The following is a 16,175-nucleotide window of genomic DNA, read 5'->3' on the forward strand; positions in this document are numbered from 1 at the left end:
CCACCTCGAACGGCCCGCCGGTGATCCGGCGGGCCGTTCGTCGTCGTGGTGCGGCAGGTACGCCGCTCAGCAGCCGTCGGCGGTGAACGCGCACATCGCCGGGGCGACGGCGCGGGTCAGGGCGGTCCGGTCCCGCAGCGTCGGCCCGAGGGTGTCGAGCATCCCCTCGCCGTACACGTGGGTGAGGAGCAGTCCGCTGCCCACCCGGGTGAGCTGGAAGACCGACGCCCCGGGGCCGTCGTCCCAGGTGAGGCTGAAGGTCACCGAGTCGTGGCCGGTGTCGACGTCGTGCACGGTCCACACCTGGTGGGCGGGGGCGTCGGTGCACGCCTGGACCACGCCCCTGACCTGCGGCAGCACGGTGGAGGCGACGTCGGCGTCGGGCAGCACCACCAGCTCGCGGGCGTCCACGTGCTCGGGGCCGTGGGCGTTGGTCGCGAGCCGCGCCACGGCGGCCCCGGCCGGCCAGACGGTCGAGCCGCACACCTCGACCTCGCCGACGCCGTCGGCCTCGGGGGAGGGAGGGGTGACGGTGTGGTCGCCGTCGGCCTCGGGCAGGTCGAGGTCCAGGGGGAAGTCGGCCGGGATCGTCGGAGCCGGGACCGGGTCCCCGAGCGGCCGCACGGGGTCGGCGTCGGGGGTCCCGGCGCGGGACCCGCACGCCCCGGCCGCGAGCGCCACCATCGCCAGACCGGCTGCGACCTGGGCCACGGTGCTGGGCATGGGTACCCCCTCGTCGACGGACGTGTCGAGGGGTAGACGCGGGCGGGAGCCGTGGAGTTGCCCCGGTCGGCCCTCTCCGTCGGCCCCGCTCTCAGTCGGCGCTGGGCAGGTCGCTGAGCCGGTCGAGGGCCCGGTCGGYCACGGCGGTGAAGTCGGCGCGCGTCATGGCCATCCCGTCGTCGGGGGTGAAGCCGAGCTGGGAGACGGCCTTTCCGTCCCGCATGATCGCCATCAGGAACTCCACCGAGCGGGAGTCGGAGATCTCGATCTCGAGGTCCCAGACGGTGATCTCCTCGTCGCCGCGCGAGCGCTGGACGAGGGCGTCGACGCTGGTGCCGAGGTTGGCCTGACCGCACCGGCGGATCCGGTCGCGGACCTCGTCGACGAACTGGGCGGCCTTCTTCTCGCCCATGGTCGCGACCGTCTGGGTGAGGCCGAAGGTGTCGACGTTGCGGTTGGCCGGGAAGAGGAACGTGCGGGTGAGGTTGTGCTTGAGGCCCTTGGCGTCGAAGCGGGTGTTGTCGCACCGGGTGGACGCGAAGTTGGTCCGGGCCTTCTCGGGGTCGGTGCCGACCCAGGGCCCCACCGCACGGGTGACCGGCGGGAGGTCGACGGCGGCCAGCATCCCGGCGGGTCGACCCACGGGGTACGGCGAGACGGCGGCGGTCCGCGGGGGACCGGCGCACAGCCCGGTGCCGGGGGTGCCGCACAGCGCGTTGACCGACGCGGCGAGTCCGGTGGCGGCCGTGCGGGCGTCCGGGGCGGTGCCGCGGGACTCCACGACCGTGGTCACCAGCGCCTGTCCGCTGCGGGCCAGCGCGACGCTGATGCCGCCGGGCTGCTCGGCCCAGCTGCGCAGCGAGAGCACGACGGCCTCGTCGCCGACGCGGGCGACCCGGTGCGTCGCCAGGAGCTGCGTGCGCGGGTCCTGGCACTCGGCGTACCAGCGCAGGGCGGTGTTCCAGGCCGCCGTGGCGCGCCGGCTGTCGGCCGACAGCTCCACGAACTCCGTGACGGTGGACTGCACCTGCCGGACCCGCCGCTTCTGGGTTCGGCGGGCCTTGCCCGTGGTCTTCGAGGTGCGTACGACGCGTTCGGCGCCCTCGAAGGTGCGCACCAGGGCGCCCACGCCCATCGGGTCGGCGAACCGCTCGCGCTGGCACGGCACGACGAGCCCGTCGCCGTCGAGGTTGGTCGAGGTGGACTGCTMGGTCCACGAGAGCCGGCGGCCGTAGCGGCCGAGCTGGTCGTCGCCGAGCAGCGCGGACTCGTCGAGGGCCGGGGCGGCGGCGGGGTCCTCGACGGCGGTGGTGGACACCCCCGACGGCGTGCTGGTCTCGCGCTCCAGGGTGCTCGGCTCGGCCCCGCCGGACGCGACGACCGTGCCGGAGACCAGCAGGGCGGCGACCGCGACGCCGGCCCCGACCACGGTGTGGGTGCGACGGCGTGTGGTGCCCTGACGGCGGACGATGGTGGCCCGTGGCCAGCGCTCGCCGTCCAGCGGGCCGCGCAGCTCCTCGAGGAGGTGGCGCACGTGGGTGCTGGGCACCTCGCGGGCCACGGAGAACTGCGAGGTGCCGCTCTGCAGCGCCCGCTCGGCCTCGCGGCGCGGGACGCCGAGGGTCCGGGCGATCTCGTCCAGGGGGAGCGGCGACAGGGTGGTGAGCACCAGCGCCTTGCGCTCCAGGGTGCTCAGCCGGGACAGGGCCTCGAGGGTGGCCCGGACGTCGTCGTCGAGGCCCTTCTCGCGGTGCCACGGGCGGGCGGTGTGCCGCCGCTGTGCGCGGCCGTGGGCCAGCGGCCGGACGTAGCCCTCCTGGTCCTCCAGGCGGCTCACCGTGCGCCAGTGCTGCCAGGCGACGGCGAAGGCGTCGCGGACCGCCGTGCGCGCAGCCGGCACGTCACCGGTCAGCGCGTAGGTCTCGAGCAGGAGACGGTCGCGCGAGCCGGCGTAGAAGGCGTCGAACGCATCAGGGCTCCTCATGGCCGCTCCACGGTACGGGAGGGGAGGGCGATCACGCACACCCGGCGTGGCCTCCGCGGACGTCGTCCGGGCCCGGGTGATGATGGCCGGGCCATGACCTCTCTGCTCCCGCCCCGCGCCTCGGGCCCCGGTGCCACCGCCCGCACGACGCCGCGTCCCGGCGGTGCGCGGCACGAGCGGCCGCTGGCCCTGGTGGCCTCCCTCGGCGGCGTGGCGGCCGCGCTCGCGCCCCTGCTCGTGCTGGCCGCGATCGGCATCATCGGCTGGTTCACCGCCGACGCCGGCGCCCACGGCACCCCCAGTGCGGGGATGCGGATCGGTGCGATGGCCTGGCTGATGGGTCACGGCTCCGGCGTGACCGTCCAGGGCGCACCCGTGGGTGTCGTGCCGCTGGGCGTGACCGCGATGTCCGCGTGGGCCGTGTGGCGCCTCGGTCACCGCGTCGGGGACGCCGTGTCCGGGCACGGTCCGGACGCCGACCGCATCTCCGACGGGGAGCGCGACTTCACCGTCCCCACCGCCGTCGGCCTCTTCTTCGTCGGGTACGCCGTCGTGGCCGTGGTGGTCGCCTCCGTGGCGGGCTCGGTCGATGCCGCCCCCTCCACGGCGCGCGTCGTGTGGTGGAGCCTGCTGCTGAGCGTGCTGGTCGCGGCCCCGGCGATCGCGATCGGCTCGGGCCGCGCGGCGATCTGGGCCGCCCTCGCGCCGGCGGTCGTGCGCGACGGCGTCGGCGCCGCCCTGTCCGTGCTCGGCTGGTTCCTCGCGGCCTCCGCCCTCGCCTTCGTCGCCGCGCTCCTCCTCGGGGCGGGCGAGGCGGCCACGATGATGTCGCAGCTGCACCTCTCGGCCGGCGACGCGATCGTCTACTCCCTCGTCAACGTCGGCCTGGCCCCCAACGCCGTGCTGTTCTCCGGCTCCTTCATTCTCGGCCCCGGCTTCGCGGTGGGCGGCGGCACGATGGTCTCGCCGGGCCTGGTCGTGCTCGGTCCGCTGCCCCTGCTCCCGATGCTGGCGGCGCTCCCGGGCGCCGGCACGACCGCGGGATGGGTGGCCTCCCTCGTCGCGCTCCCGCCGGTCGTCGCCGCCCTGGCGGTGGCCTGGTGGCAGCGACGCCGTCCCACGCTGCGCTGGGACCACGGTGCGTTGCGGGGCTGCGGAGGAGGCATGGCCGCGGGCGTGGCCTTCGCCGCCCTCGCCTCGGTGGCCGGGGGAGCGGCCGGTCCCGGCCGGATGCGGTACGTCGGCCCGTTCGTCCCCGACGTGCTCGTCCACGCCATCACCGCCTTCGGCCTCGGTGGGCTCGTCGGCGGGCTGGCCATGACGTGGTGGCAGCGACGCCACGCCGCCCGGGAGGGCGATCTAGACTCCGCCGGGTGACCGCCCGCCTCGTCGTCCTCGTCTCCGGCTCCGGCACCAACCTCCAGGCCCTCGTGGACGCGTGYACCGACGCGTCGTACGGCGCCAGGATCGTGGCGGTCGGCGCCGACCGCGACGACATCGAGGGGCTGGCCCGCGCCGACCGGGCGGGCATCCCGACCTTCGTGAAGAAGCTCGGCCACTTCTCCTCGCGCGACCACTGGGACCGGGCCCTCGCCGACACCGTCGCCGCGTTCGAGCCCGACGTCGTGGTGCTGGCCGGCTTCATGAAGCTCGTGGGCACCGAGTTCCTCGCCCGCTTCCCCGGCCGGGTCGTCAACACCCACCCGGCGCTGTGCCCCGCGTTCCCCGGGACGACCGGGCCCGCCGACGCGCTGGAGTACGGCGTCAAGGTCACCGGCGCCACCCTGTTCGTCGTCGACGACGGGGTCGACACCGGCCCGATCATCGCCCAGACCGTGGTGCCGGTCCTCGACGAGGACACCACCGCCACGCTCCACGAGCGGATCAAGGTCGCCGAGCGGACCATGCTGGTCGACAGCGTCGGACGGATGGCGCGCGACGGGTGGGAGCTCGACGGCCGTCGGGTGCGACTCGGCTGACCCGCGCGGGTTCCACTAGTCTGAGGCCACACACGACTGGCGCAGGTGGGCGACCACCGGGGAGTGAACAGCGCAGAGCATCGACCGCCTGGGTGCTCGGCTCCACCGCTCGACCTCAGGAGTCTCCCGTGTCCGATCTCTCCGCGTCCGCCCCCTCGATCGTCGGCGACCAGGTCCCGGTGCGCCGTGCCCTCGTCTCGGTCTACGACAAGACCGGCCTCGACGCCCTGGTGCGGGGACTCCACGACGCCGGGGTCGAGCTCGTCTCCACCGGCGGCTCCGCCGCCCTGATCGCCGGCCTCGGTCTGCCCGTCACCCGGGTCGACGACCTCACCGGCTTTCCCGAGTGCCTGGACGGCCGCGTGAAGACGCTGCACCCGCGTGTGCACGCCGGCATCCTGGCCGACCGCCGCCTCGAGTCCCACGTCCGGCAGCTCGCCGAGCTCGAGGTCGAGCCGTTCGACCTCGTCGTCTCCAACCTGTACCCCTTCACCGAGACCGTCATGTCGGGCGCCTCGCCCGACGAGTGCGTCGAGCAGATCGACATCGGTGGGCCCTCGATGGTCCGCGCCGCCGCCAAGAACCACCCCAGCGTCGCCATCGTCACCTCGCCGGAGCGCTACGACGACGTCCTGCGAGCCGTCGGCGCCGGCGGCTTCACCCTGGCCGAGCGGAAGGCGCTCGCCGCCGAGGCCTTCGTCCACACCGCGACGTACGACGTGCACGTGGCCAGCTGGATGGGCAACGTCCTCACCGACAGCTCGGCCGGGTCGGGCTTCCCGGCCTGGATGGGCGCCACGTGGGACCAGCAGGCGGTGCTGCGCTACGGCGAGAACCCCCACCAGTCGGCCGCGCTCTACGCCAACGGCTTCCTCCCCGAGGGCCCCGGGCTCGCCCAGGCGACCCAGCACCACGGCAAGGAGATGTCCTACAACAACTACGTCGACGCGGACGCGGCCCGCCGGGCGGCCTACGACTTCGACCGACCGGCCGTGGCGATCATCAAGCACGCCAACCCGTGCGGCATCGCCGTCGGCGCGGACGTCGCCGAGGCGCACCGCCGGGCCCACGACTGCGACCCCGTCTCGGCCTTCGGTGGCGTGATCGCCACCAACGTGCCCGTGTCGGTCGCGATGGCCGAGCAGGTGGCCGGGATCTTCACCGAGGTCGTGGTGGCCCCGGGCTACGAGGACGGCGCGATCGACGTCCTCAGCGCCAAGAAGAACATCCGCATCCTGGAGGCGGCCCCGCTGGCGCGCGGCGGCAGCGACCTCCGCGCGATCTCGGGGGGCCTGCTGCTCCAGCAGCGCGACGTCATCGACGCCGACGTCGACGGTGGGGGCGACGACCCGGCCTCGTGGACGCTGGCGACCGGCGAGGCGGCCTCGGCCGAGCTCCTCGCCGACCTCGCCTTCGCCTGGCGGGCCTGCCGTTCGGTCAAGTCCAACGCCATCCTCCTCGCCCGCGACGGCGCCTCGGTCGGCGTCGGCATGGGCCAGGTCAACCGGGTCGACTCCTGCCGCCTCGCGGTGGAGCGGGCCGGGGACCGGGCTGCCGGCTCGGTGGCGGCCTCCGACGCGTTCTTCCCCTTCGCCGACGGCGCCCAGGTGCTGATCGATGCCGGGGTGACGGCCATCGTCCAGCCCGGCGGCTCGGTCCGGGACGACGAGGTCATCGAGGCGGCCGAGAAGGCCGGCGTGACGATGTACCTCACCGGCGCCCGGCACTTCTTCCACTGACTGATTGGATGACCCCGTGACTGCACAGACGCTCGACGGAACGGCGACCCTCACCGCGATCATGGCCGAGCTGGCCGAGCGGGTGAGGGCCCTCGAGGAGCGCGGTGTCACCCCCGGCCTGGCCACCGTGATGGTCGGCGACGACCCCGGCAGCCGGTGGTACGTCGGGGCCAAGCACAAGGACTGCGCCAAGGTCGGCATCGCCTCCTTCCGCCACGACCTGCCCGCCTCCGCGACCCAGGAGGAGGTGGAGGAGGTGATCGACCGGCTCAACGCCGACCCGGCCGTGACCGGCTTCATCGTCCAGCAGCCGACCGGGCTCGACGAGTTCCGCCTGCTGTCGCGCGTCGACCCCCGCAAGGACGTCGACGGCCTCCACCCCGAGAACCTCGGCCGGCTCGTGCTCGGCGAGGACGGCCCGCTGCCCTGCACGCCCGTCGGCTGCCTCGAGCTGCTGCGCCGCCACGGCGTGGAGATCGCCGGTGCCGAGGTCGTCGTGGTCGGACGCGGCCTCACGGTCGGGCGCCCGCTGGGGCTGCTGCTCACCCGCCGCTCGGAGAACGCCACCGCCACCTTGTGCCACACCGGCACGCGCGACCTGGCCGCCCACGTGCGCAACGCCGACATCGTGGTCGCCGCCGCCGGGGTCCCCGGCATCATCACCGCCGACATGGTCAAGCCGGGTGCCGCGGTCCTCGACGTGGGGGTCTCGCGGGTCGACGGCAAGATCGCCGGCGACGTGGCCGACGACGTGTGGGAGACCGCCGGGTGGGTCTCGCCCAACCCGGGCGGCGTCGGGCCGATGACCCGGGCGATGCTGCTCACCAACATCGTCTCCATGGCCGAGAAGTCCCTCGAGGCCTGAGATGACCGACGACACCGACGACACCGACGACCCGCGGGAGCCGCGCATCGCCCCGCCGGAGAGCGTGCCCCCGGTGTCGGCGGAGGAGCTCGTCGACGGCGTCGCGCCCGAGCCCGGCCCGGAGGAGGAGCGGCGCTACCCCTCGACGATCGGGGGCGCCTTCTACCTCGTCGTCCTCGCGACCTGCGTCGTCGCCGTCGGCATCGTCGTCACGGGGGAGTGGCGCACCGGGATCCGGGTCTTCGGCGGGGCGCTGCTCCTCGGCGGCCTGGTGCGGCTGCTGCTGTCCAACCGCGACGCCGGGATGCTCGCCGTACGCTTCAAGGCGCTCGACGTGCTGGTGCTCGCGGTCCTCGGGTCGGCGCTGATCTTCCTCGCCGGCTCGATCCCCGACCAGCCGGGCGTCTGAACGACGCAGCCCCGGCCCTGCGGACGTGGGTCCGCGGGGCCGGGGCTCCGGTGCTCGAGGGGCGGGATCAGATGAGCCCGAGCTCCTTGACGGCGTCGCGCTCCTCGGCCAGCTCGGCCGTGGAGGCGTCGATGCGTCCGCGCGAGAAGTCGTCGATCTCGAGGCCCTGGACGATCTCCCAGTCGCCGTCCCTGGTGGTGACGGGGAAGGAGGAGATGAGGCCCTCGGGCACGCCGTAGGAGCCGTCGGAGACGACCGCCATGGAGACCCAGTCGTCCTGGGCGGAGCCGAGCAGCCAGTCACGGGCGGCGTCCACGGTCGCCGAGGCGGCCGAGGCTGCCGAGGACGAGCCACGAGCCTCGATGATGGCGGCGCCGCGCTTGGCGACGGTGGGGATGAAGTCGTTCTCGATCCAGGCCTGGTCGCCCACGACCTCGGCGGCGTTGCGGCCGCCGACCTCGGCGTGGAACAGGTCGGGGTACTGGGTGGCCGAGTGGTTGCCCCAGATCGTCATCTTGTGGATGTCGGTGACGGGGGCGCCGGTCCGGGCCGCGAGCTGCGAGATCGCCCGGTTGTGGTCCAGGCGGGTGAGCGCGGAGAAGCGCTCCTGCGGGATGTCGGGCGCGTTGGTCATCGCGATCAGCGCGTTGGTGTTGGCCGGGTTGCCGGTGACACCGATGCGTACGTCGTCCGCGGCGACGGCGTTGAGCGCCTTGCCCTGGGCGGTGAAGATCGCGCCGTTGGCCTCGAGCAGGTCGCCGCGCTCCATGCCGGGGCCGCGCGGGCGGGCGCCGACCAGCAGGGCGAGGTTGACGCCGTCGAAGACCTTCTCCGGCTCGTGGCCGATCTCGATGCCCGCCAGGTGCGGGAAGGCGCAGTCGTCGAGCTCCATCACGACGCCCTCGAGGGTCTTGAGGGCCGGCTCGATCTCGAGCAGGCGCAGCTCGATCGGCCGGTCGCCGAGCAGCGACCCGCTGGCGAGACGGAAGAGCAGGCTGTAGCCGATCTGGCCGGCGGCGCCGGTGACGGCGACCTTGAGGGGTGTGGTGCTCACGACGACTCCTGTGATGTGCGACGAAGGCTGGTTCCGCGGCTGACGCTAGCAGCGCGGCCTCCCCCCGCGGCCAAGGGGCTGACCCACGGTCGGGCATGCTGGCGCCATGCCCGGTGGCCCCTCCCCAGCACTGCGACGCCGTGTCCCGGCCGTGCGGCTGCTGCCCGTCACCCTGCTGTCCCTCGCTCTCCTGGCGACCGGGTGCGGGTTCGGGGAGCCGCGGACCGCGCCGCCCTCAGGGATCGACGGGCTCGTCGTCCCCACGCCGAGTCCCGAGCCGACCGACTTCGTCAGCGGAGTCGACAACCCGTGGTTCCCCCTGGCGCCCGGGAGCGGATGGACCTACCGGGCGCAGGACGGCGGCACGGTCGAGGTGACGGTGTCCGGGACCACCCGGGCGGCCGGTGTCGAGGCAACCGCCGTGGAGACCGTGGCGCGCAGCGACCGCGGGCGGGTCGAGGAGGAATCGACCGCGTGGTACGCCCAGGACCGGGACGGCAACGTCTGGCACCTCGGTGACCGGGGGGTCTGGGAGGCCGGCGTGTCCGGCGCCGAGGCCGGCCTCGCCATGCCCGCGACGCCCCGGGTGGGCGACGGCTTCGCGACCGAGCAGGCTCCGGGGGTCGCGGAGGACGCCCGGCGGGTGCTGTCGATCGACGAGCGGCGCACCACGCCGTACGACGCCTTCGACGCGCTGGTGCAGGTCGAGGACAGCTCCCCGCTGCGGCCGGGTGTCACCAGCGAGGCGTTCTACGCCCGCGGGATCGGGCCGGTGCTCCTGGAGGGGGAGGACGGGGACCTCGCGCTGGTGGACTTCACCAGCGGGTGAGCCTCAGTCGGGACGACGCACCTGGGTGCGGCCGTCCTCGCCGTCGTCGGGCAGCGGCTGCCCCCACTGCTGGGGCTGGCCCTGCGGCGGGACGCCGGGCTGCGGCTGCTGGGGGGCCGGCTGGCCCCACTGGCCGGGCGGCGGCTGCTGCGGGGCAGGAGGGCCCCACTGCTGCGGAGGCGGCACCTGTCCGGGCTGTCCGGGGTGGGCGGGGGGAACCTGCTGGCCCTGGTTCCACTGCTGCTCGTAGCCGCTCGGCGCGGCGTACGTCCCCTGCTGGCCCTGGTTCCACTGCTGCTCGTAGCCGCTCGGCGGGGCGTACTGGCCCTGCTGCCTGCGGCCACCGCCGAAGGAGACGCCCGAGCCGGGGACCGGCTCGCTGCCGTGGCCGAAGACCAGCGGGTAGGTGAGGCCCGCGATGATCGCGCCGACCAGCGGCGCGACGATGAACAGCCACAGCTGGAGGATCGCGTCGGTGCCGCCGAAGACGGCCACGCCGATCGAGCGGGCCGGGTTGACCGAGGTGCCGGTGGCGCCCATGGAGGCGAAGTGGATCATCGCCAGCGAGAGGCCGATGGCCAGCGGGCCCATCAGGGCCTGGAAGTCGTTGCGGGCGTCGGTGACCCCGAGGACGACGTACAAGAAGATGAGCGTGAGCAGCATCTCCAGCAGGAAGGCCGCCCACATGGCGTAGCCGCTGCCCTGGTCGCCGAACGAGTTGGCGCCGATGTTGCCCTCCGCCGTGTAGCCCTCGAAGCCGTGCATCAGGGCGAAGAGCAGCGCGCCGGCGACCAGGCCACCGAGAAGCTGCGCGCCGACGTAGATCGGGGTGGCGCTCCACGGGAGACGGCCACCGAACGCGGCGCCGACGGTGATCGCGGGGTTGAAGTGGCCTCCGGACACACGGCCCACGGCGTAGGCCATCACGACCACGGTGAGCCCGAACGTCAGCCCGGTGGTGAGGTAGTCGCCCCCACTCATCAGCGCGGCCCCCACGCCGAAGAAGACGAGCACGAAGGTCCCCAGCATCTCGGCGGAGAACTTCTGGGCCGTGGTGGGCGCATCCTCGACGATCTCGGTCATGCCAGGCCTTCCAGAGAAGAGACGTGCCCACCCCCGTGGGAACACCGAGCACTCTAGCGATCCGCGCCCGGTGGGTGCGAGGGTTGGGCGGATGTCGCGGTCAGGTATCTTGACGTCAAGTTAGTTTGCCTGATCGTCGTACCCAGTCGATCAACCCGATCACCGCTGTCGACCACACCAGGAGCCGTCGCACCATGGCCAAGATCATCTACACCCACACCGACGAAGCGCCCATGCTGGCGACGTACTCCCTGCTGCCCATCGTGTCCGCCTACGCGCGCACGGCCGGCGTCGAGGTCGAGACGCGCGACATCTCCCTCGCCGGGCGCATCATCGCGCAGTTCCCCGAGCGGCTGACCGACGAGCAGCGGCTCGAGGACGCCCTTGCCGAGCTCGGCGAGCTGGCCACGAAGCCCGAGGCCAACATCATCAAGCTGCCCAACATCTCCGCCTCCATCCCGCAGCTCAAGGCCGCGGTCACCGAGCTGCAGGGCAAGGGCTACGACCTCCCCGACTACCCGGAGAACCCGCAGACCGACGAGGAGAAGGCCGCCCGCGCGAAGTACGACAAGGTCAAGGGCTCCGCGGTCAACCCCGTCCTGCGCGAGGGCAACTCGGATCGTCGCGCCCCGGCGAGCGTCAAGAACTACGCCAAGGCCCACCCGCACTCGATGGGCGCCTGGAGCAGCGACAGCCGCACCAACGTCGCCACCATGGGCGCCGACGACTTCCGCTCCAACGAGAAGTCGGTCGTCCTCGACGCCGACGACACCCTCTCGGTCGTGCACGTCGCCGCCGACGGCACCGAGACGGTCCTCAAGGAGTCGATCCCGGTCCTGGCCGGCGAGGTCGTCGACGGCACCGTCATGCACGTCGCCGCGCTGCGCCGCTTCCTCACCGAGCAGGTCGCCCGCGCCAAGGCCGAGGACGTGCTGTTCTCGGTGCACCTCAAGGCCACCATGATGAAGGTCTCCGACCCGATCATCTTCGGCCACGTCGTGCAGGCGTTCTTCCCCACCCTCTTCGAGCAGTACGGCGAGCAGCTGACCGCCGCGGGCATCAGCCCCAATGACGGCCTCGGCGCCCTGCTGGCCGCCGCCGACAAGCTCCCCGACGGCGAGGCCATCCGCAAGGCCGTCGAGCAGGGCATCGCCGACGGTCCCGACCTGGCCATGGTCGACTCCGACAAGGGCATCACCAACCTGCACGTGCCGTCCGACGTCATCGTGGACGCCTCGATGCCGGCCATGATCCGCACGTCGGGCCACATGTGGAACGCCGCCGGCGCCGAGCAGGACACCCTCGCGGTGATCCCCGACTCGTCGTACGCCTCGGTCTACCAGACCGTCCTCGACGACTGCCGCGCCCACGGCGCCTTCGACCCCTCGACCATGGGCTCGGTGCCCAACGTCGGCCTCATGGCCAAGGCGGCCGAGGAGTACGGCTCGCACGACAAGACCTTCGAGGTCCCCGCGGCCGGCACGGTGGAGGTCCGCAACGCCGCCGGCGACGTGCTCCTGTCGCACGACGTCGAGCCGGGCGACATCTGGCGCGCCTGCCAGACCAAGGACGACCCGATCCGCGACTGGGTCAAGCTGGCCGTCACCCGTGCCCGCGCCACCGGCGTGCCCGCGATCTTCTGGCTCGACGAGGGCCGCGCCCACGACGCCAACCTGATCGCCAAGGTCAAGGCCTACCTCCCCGAGCACGACACCGAGGGCCTGACCATCGAGATCATGGCGCCGGCGGACGCGACGGCGTACAGCCTGGAGCGGATCCGCAAGGGCGAGGACACCATCTCGGTGACCGGCAACGTGCTGCGCGACTACAACACCGACCTGTTCCCGATCCTCGAGCTCGGCACCAGCGCCAAGATGCTCTCGGTCGTCCCGCTGATGAACGGTGGAGGCCTCTTCGAGACCGGCGCCGGCGGCTCGGCGCCCAAGCACGTGCAGCAGCTGGTCAAGGAGAACTACCTGCGCTGGGACAGCCTGGGCGAGTTCTTCGCGCTGGCCGCCAGCCTCGAGCACCTCGCGGGCTACGACGACAACCCGCGGGCCAGGATCCTGGGCGAGACCCTCGACCGGGCCACCGAGACGTTCCTCAACGAGGACCGCTCGCCCGGTCGCCGGCTCGGCACCATCGACAACCGCGGCTCGCACTTCTACCTCGGCCTCTACTGGGCCGAGGAGCTCGCCAAGCAGACCGACGACGCGGACCTCGCGGCCGCCTTCGGCGCGCTCGCGTCCACGCTGCGCGACAACGAGCAGAAGATCGTCGACGAGCTGCTCGCCGTGCAGGGGCACCCGGCCGACATCGGTGGCTACTACGAGCCCGACGACGCGCTGGCCGAGAAGGTCATGCGTCCGTCGGCCACGCTCAACGAGGCGCTCGCGACGCTCTGATGCTCGACGACACCCTGCGTGCCTGCGGGCGGACCGCCCTCGCGGGCACGTGGGGTGTGCGGGCGCGTGCGGTGTGAGGTGTGGCACGCGACGGGGGGCAGGGCCCGTGCCGCGGAATAGGTCGGTGCGGCGCGTCCTTGGAGGATAGGTGCCACCCATGACCTCCACCGCCGATGCCCCCGTCGACCACACGCCCGAGATCCGCGCCCAGCACTTCGCGCTCGCCGTGCTCGCCCTCGCCATGGGCGGCTTCGCGATCGGCACCACCGAGTTCGTGACGATGGGCCTGCTGCCCCAGATCGCGGCCGGTGTCGGGGTCTCCATCCCGACCGGCGGCCACGTCATCTCCGCCTACGCCCTCGGCGTCGTCGTCGGCGCCCCGCTCCTGGCCTTCCTGGGCGCGAGGCTGCCGCGCCGGGCGCTGCTGCTGGCGCTGATGGTGGCGTTCGCCGTGGGCAACGCGGCGAGCGCGCTCGCGACGTCGTACGGCGGGCTGATGGTCGCCCGCTTCGCCGCCGGCCTGCCCCACGGTGCCTACTTCGGCGTCGCGTCGCTGGTGGCGGCCAGCCTGGCGAGCCCCGCCCGCAAGGGTCGCGCGGTGGCCTCGGTCATGCTCGGCCTGAGCGTGGCCAACGTGGTCGGCGTGCCGGCCGCGACCTGGATGGGCCAGCACCTCGGCTGGCGCTCGGCCTTCTGGGCCGTGACCGCGCTCGGCGTCGTGACCCTGGCGCTGGTCGCGCTCTACGTGCCATCGGTCGCCGGTGACAAGGACGCGTCGGGTCGCCGTGAGCTGCGTGCCTTCGCGCTGCCGCAGGTGTGGCTGACGCTGCTGGCCGGGGCCATCGGCTTCGGCGGGATGTTCGCCGTCTACTCCTACATCGCCCCCACCGTCACCGAGGTGGGCGGCCTGTCCGAGGCCGCGGTGCCGCTCTTCCTGCTCTCCTTCGGGCTGGGCATGGTCGCGGGCACCTGGCTGGCCGGGGTGATGGCCGACTGGTCGATCTTCCGCTCGCTGCTGATCGGCTCGGTCGGGATGGCGCTGTCGCTGCTGCTGTTCTGGCTGGTGGTGCCCTACGGCTTCGCCTCGCTGCCCGTGGTCTTCCTGATCACCGCGCTCGGCTCGGTGCTGGTCGTCAACCTCCAACTCCGGTTGATGGACGTGGCCGGCGAGGCCCAGACGCTGGGGGCGGCGATGAACCACGCCTCGCTCAACGTCGCCAACGCCCTCGGCGCCTGGCTGGGTGGCCTGGTCATCGCGGCCGGGGCCGGCTACCGCGCTCCTGCGCTGGTGGGTGTCGCGCTGAGCCTGGGTGGTCTCGTGGTGCTCCTGGTGTCCGCCTGGCTGCACCGGAGCAGGCGCGCCTGACCGGCAGGTGAACGTCCGGTGACGTCGGATGACACACGACGGCCGGACCGGAACCTGTCCGTAACACGCGCTCAACCATGCGGTAGCACTCCCCGAGAAGGATGGTCGCCAGGCGCCCGGGACCCGGGCCGCCCACACGACCAACCCAGGGGAGGCCTCGATGATCGAGCAGCCGGAGCACGGACACCACGACGACACCGAGCTGGAGCGCCGCCGTCAGCTGCGCGACCGGCGTACGCACGACGTGGTCGAGCTGATCTCGCGCCGCAACGAGCTCGTCGGCATCAACCCCTGGGCCGACCACGTCCTCGAGAGCGTCGCCTGGACCGCCTGAGTCAGAGCAGCCATCAGCTGCTGACCTGGGGGAGCGGGGCGACGTTGGCCGAGAAGCGCTGACCAGGACCGGGACGCCCGGCTTGACGGTTCCGATGCGCTGGGCGGCGATGATCGAGCGGAACGGCTCCTGGGCCATCAGCTCCGACATCGGCCGGCGTGTCCCTGGGAGACGCGGTCCGTAGGTGTGCACCCCGGCCGTGCCCAGGCCCTCGTAGTCGAGCCCCTGGGAGAACTGCCGGGACGGCGCGCACCGGTCGGCCATGCCCTGGGTGCCCGGCGCGTAGCCGATGACCTGGCGGCTGCCGTGGTCCTCAGGTGTAGACCATGCCCATCCGCGCACGGACCTCGTCCAGCGTCGTCTCGGCCACCTCGTTCGCCCGCTGGTTGCCGCGACGCAGGATGTCGGCGACGTACGCCGGGTCCTTCTCGAGCTCGGCACGACGCGCACGCAGCGGCGCGAGCTCGGTGTTGACCGCCTCGGTGAGCCGCTTCTTGAGCACGCCGCCGCCGCCGTCGCCGATCTCCTCGGCGACGACCGCGGGGTCGGATCCCTCGCACAACGAGATGAGCAGGAGCAGGTTGGCCACCTCGGGACGGCCCTCGGGGTCGTAGGTGATGACCCGGTCGGAGTCGGTCTTGGCACCCTTGATCTTCTTCGCGGTCTCGTCGGCGCTCATCCGCAGCTCGATGACGTTGCCCTTGGACTTGCTCATCTTGGTGCCGTCGGTGCCCAGGATGAGGGTGGCCTCGGAGAGCAGGGCGCCGGGCTCGGGGAAGGTCACGCCGTAGCGGTCGTTGAAGCGGCGGGCGATCACCCGCGTCTGCTCGAGGTGGGGGAGCTGGTCGCGGCCCACCGGGACGACGTTGGCCTTGCAGAACAAGATGTCGGCGGCCTGGTGGACCGGGTAGGTGAGCAGCAGGCCGCCGATCGAGGTGATGCCGGCGGACTTCGCCTCGTCCTTGACCGTGGGGTTGCGCTGCAGCTCGGCCACGCTGACCAGGCTCAGGAACGGCAGCATCAGCTGGTTGAGGGCCGGGACCGACGAGTGGGTGAAGATCGTCGCCTGCTCGGGATCGAGGCCGGCCGCGATGTTGTCGATGACCAGGCCGCGCACGCTGCCCGCGACGTCGCCGAGCGCCTCGCGGTCGGTGATCACCTGGTAGTCGGCGACGAGCTGCCAGATCTCCGCGCCGCGCTGCTGGAGACGGACCCGGTTGCGGATCGAGGCGAAGTAGTGCCCGATGTGCAGGGCCCCGGTCGGTCGGTCGCCGGTGAGCATGCGCAGCGACCCGGGGTCGGTGTCGAGGAGCTTGTCGAGCTCGGCGCTGCGGGCGAGGGCTGCCTGGTAGGACTCGGTCACCGGGGGAGTCTATGAACCGGTGCCCTGCGGACGCGAACGGGT

Annotated in this window: 14 protein-coding genes and 1 riboswitch; of the genes, 9 read left to right on the top strand and 5 right to left on the bottom strand. The window is 72.9% G+C overall.

The genetic code is table 11. The annotated features are described in order from the left end of the window. Positions 1-66 precede the first annotated feature (66 nt). Positions 67-723, bottom strand: coding sequence for a hypothetical protein (locus tag AC1DQF_RS03385; protein WP_477523800.1), 657 nt, complete (start codon positions 721-723; stop codon positions 67-69). Between the two features lie 91 nt (positions 724-814). Then, positions 815-2,707 (bottom strand): SigE family RNA polymerase sigma factor, encoded by a 1,893-nt coding sequence (locus AC1DQF_RS03390; protein WP_477523801.1) that lies wholly within the window; start codon positions 2,705-2,707, stop codon positions 815-817. Positions 2,708-2,800: 93 nt separating this feature from the next. Between AC1DQF_RS03390 and AC1DQF_RS03395 the strand changes: the two genes are divergently transcribed. The 5 genes from AC1DQF_RS03395 (at position 2,801) to AC1DQF_RS03415 (ending at position 7,699) form a co-directional block, all read left to right on the top strand. Next, positions 2,801-4,084, top strand: a complete 1,284-nt coding sequence (locus AC1DQF_RS03395) for a cell division protein PerM (RefSeq protein ID WP_477523802.1) — start codon at positions 2,801-2,803, stop codon at positions 4,082-4,084. After that, positions 4,081-4,686 carry a phosphoribosylglycinamide formyltransferase gene (purN, locus tag AC1DQF_RS03400; RefSeq protein WP_477523803.1) on the top strand — a complete coding sequence of 202 codons (606 nt, stop codon included), beginning with the start codon at positions 4,081-4,083 and terminating at the stop codon, positions 4,684-4,686. The genes AC1DQF_RS03395 and purN overlap by 4 nt, the downstream gene beginning before the upstream one ends. 22 nt (positions 4,687-4,708) lie before the next feature. Next, positions 4,709-4,787: riboswitch (ZMP/ZTP riboswitch) on the top strand. 27 nt (positions 4,788-4,814) lie between these two features. Next, positions 4,815-6,425 (top strand): bifunctional phosphoribosylaminoimidazolecarboxamide formyltransferase/IMP cyclohydrolase, encoded by a 1,611-nt coding sequence (gene purH, locus AC1DQF_RS03405; RefSeq protein ID WP_477523804.1) that lies wholly within the window; start codon positions 4,815-4,817, stop codon positions 6,423-6,425. Positions 6,426-6,441: 16 nt separating this feature from the next. Continuing rightward, on the top strand, positions 6,442-7,290 hold the full coding sequence (locus AC1DQF_RS03410) for a bifunctional methylenetetrahydrofolate dehydrogenase/methenyltetrahydrofolate cyclohydrolase (RefSeq protein WP_477523805.1): 849 nt from the start codon (positions 6,442-6,444) through the stop codon (positions 7,288-7,290). 1 nt (position 7,291) lies between these two features. After that, positions 7,292-7,699 (top strand): DUF3017 domain-containing protein, encoded by a 408-nt coding sequence (locus AC1DQF_RS03415; protein WP_477523806.1) that lies wholly within the window; start codon positions 7,292-7,294, stop codon positions 7,697-7,699. A gap of 67 nt (positions 7,700-7,766) precedes the next feature. Here the strand turns inward: AC1DQF_RS03415 and AC1DQF_RS03420 are convergent, their stop codons facing one another. Then, a complete protein-coding gene (locus AC1DQF_RS03420; protein WP_477523807.1) occupies positions 7,767-8,753 on the bottom strand; it encodes a malate dehydrogenase in 987 nt (328 codons plus the stop codon). Between the two features lie 106 nt (positions 8,754-8,859). Here AC1DQF_RS03420 and AC1DQF_RS03425 point away from each other — a divergent pair, with 106 nt between their 5' ends. Then, complete coding sequence (locus AC1DQF_RS03425) at positions 8,860-9,582, top strand: hypothetical protein (RefSeq protein WP_477523808.1); 723 nt, start codon at positions 8,860-8,862, stop codon at positions 9,580-9,582. Between the two features lie 3 nt (positions 9,583-9,585). Here AC1DQF_RS03425 and AC1DQF_RS03430 read toward each other — a convergent pair whose 3' ends face one another. Next, positions 9,586-10,665: an MIP/aquaporin family protein gene (locus AC1DQF_RS03430; RefSeq protein ID WP_477523809.1), complete on the bottom strand. Its 1,080-nt coding sequence runs from the start codon at positions 10,663-10,665 to the stop codon at positions 9,586-9,588. 194 nt (positions 10,666-10,859) lie between these two features. Between AC1DQF_RS03430 and AC1DQF_RS03435 the strand changes: the two genes are divergently transcribed. From AC1DQF_RS03435 to AC1DQF_RS03445, 3 genes are all read left to right on the top strand, one after another. Then, on the top strand, positions 10,860-13,070 hold the full coding sequence (locus tag AC1DQF_RS03435) for an NADP-dependent isocitrate dehydrogenase (RefSeq protein WP_477523810.1): 2,211 nt from the start codon (positions 10,860-10,862) through the stop codon (positions 13,068-13,070). 157 nt (positions 13,071-13,227) lie between these two features. Beyond that, complete coding sequence (locus AC1DQF_RS03440; RefSeq protein ID WP_477523811.1) at positions 13,228-14,436, top strand: MFS transporter; 1,209 nt, start codon at positions 13,228-13,230, stop codon at positions 14,434-14,436. A gap of 160 nt (positions 14,437-14,596) precedes the next feature. Then, on the top strand, positions 14,597-14,770 hold the full coding sequence (locus AC1DQF_RS03445; protein ID WP_477523812.1) for a hypothetical protein: 174 nt from the start codon (positions 14,597-14,599) through the stop codon (positions 14,768-14,770). Positions 14,771-15,083: 313 nt separating this feature from the next. Here AC1DQF_RS03445 and trpS read toward each other — a convergent pair whose 3' ends face one another. Then, a complete protein-coding gene (gene trpS / locus AC1DQF_RS03450; RefSeq protein WP_477523813.1) occupies positions 15,084-16,133 on the bottom strand; it encodes a tryptophan--tRNA ligase in 1,050 nt (349 codons plus the stop codon). Between the last annotated feature and the right edge of the window lie 42 nt (positions 16,134-16,175).

The sequence above is a fragment of the Nocardioides sp. P4_G4 genome, from assembly GCF_056401085.1.

Excerpts from the sequence above, each read along its gene's own strand:
- AC1DQF_RS03385 (WP_477523800.1), bottom strand. The coding sequence starts at position 723 with ATGCCCAGCACCGTGGCCCAGGTCGCAGCCGGTCTGGCGATGGTGGCG.
- AC1DQF_RS03395 (WP_477523802.1), top strand. The coding sequence starts at position 2,801 with ATGACCTCTCTGCTCCCGCCCCGCGCCTCGGGCCCCGGTGCCACCGCC.
- AC1DQF_RS03415 (WP_477523806.1), top strand. The coding sequence starts at position 7,292 with ATGACCGACGACACCGACGACACCGACGACCCGCGGGAGCCGCGCATC.
- AC1DQF_RS03425 (WP_477523808.1), top strand. The coding sequence starts at position 8,860 with ATGCCCGGTGGCCCCTCCCCAGCACTGCGACGCCGTGTCCCGGCCGTG.
- AC1DQF_RS03430 (WP_477523809.1), bottom strand. The coding sequence starts at position 10,665 with ATGACCGAGATCGTCGAGGATGCGCCCACCACGGCCCAGAAGTTCTCC.
- AC1DQF_RS03435 (WP_477523810.1), top strand. The coding sequence starts at position 10,860 with ATGGCCAAGATCATCTACACCCACACCGACGAAGCGCCCATGCTGGCG.
- AC1DQF_RS03440 (WP_477523811.1), top strand. The coding sequence starts at position 13,228 with ATGACCTCCACCGCCGATGCCCCCGTCGACCACACGCCCGAGATCCGC.
- AC1DQF_RS03445 (WP_477523812.1), top strand. The coding sequence starts at position 14,597 with ATGATCGAGCAGCCGGAGCACGGACACCACGACGACACCGAGCTGGAG.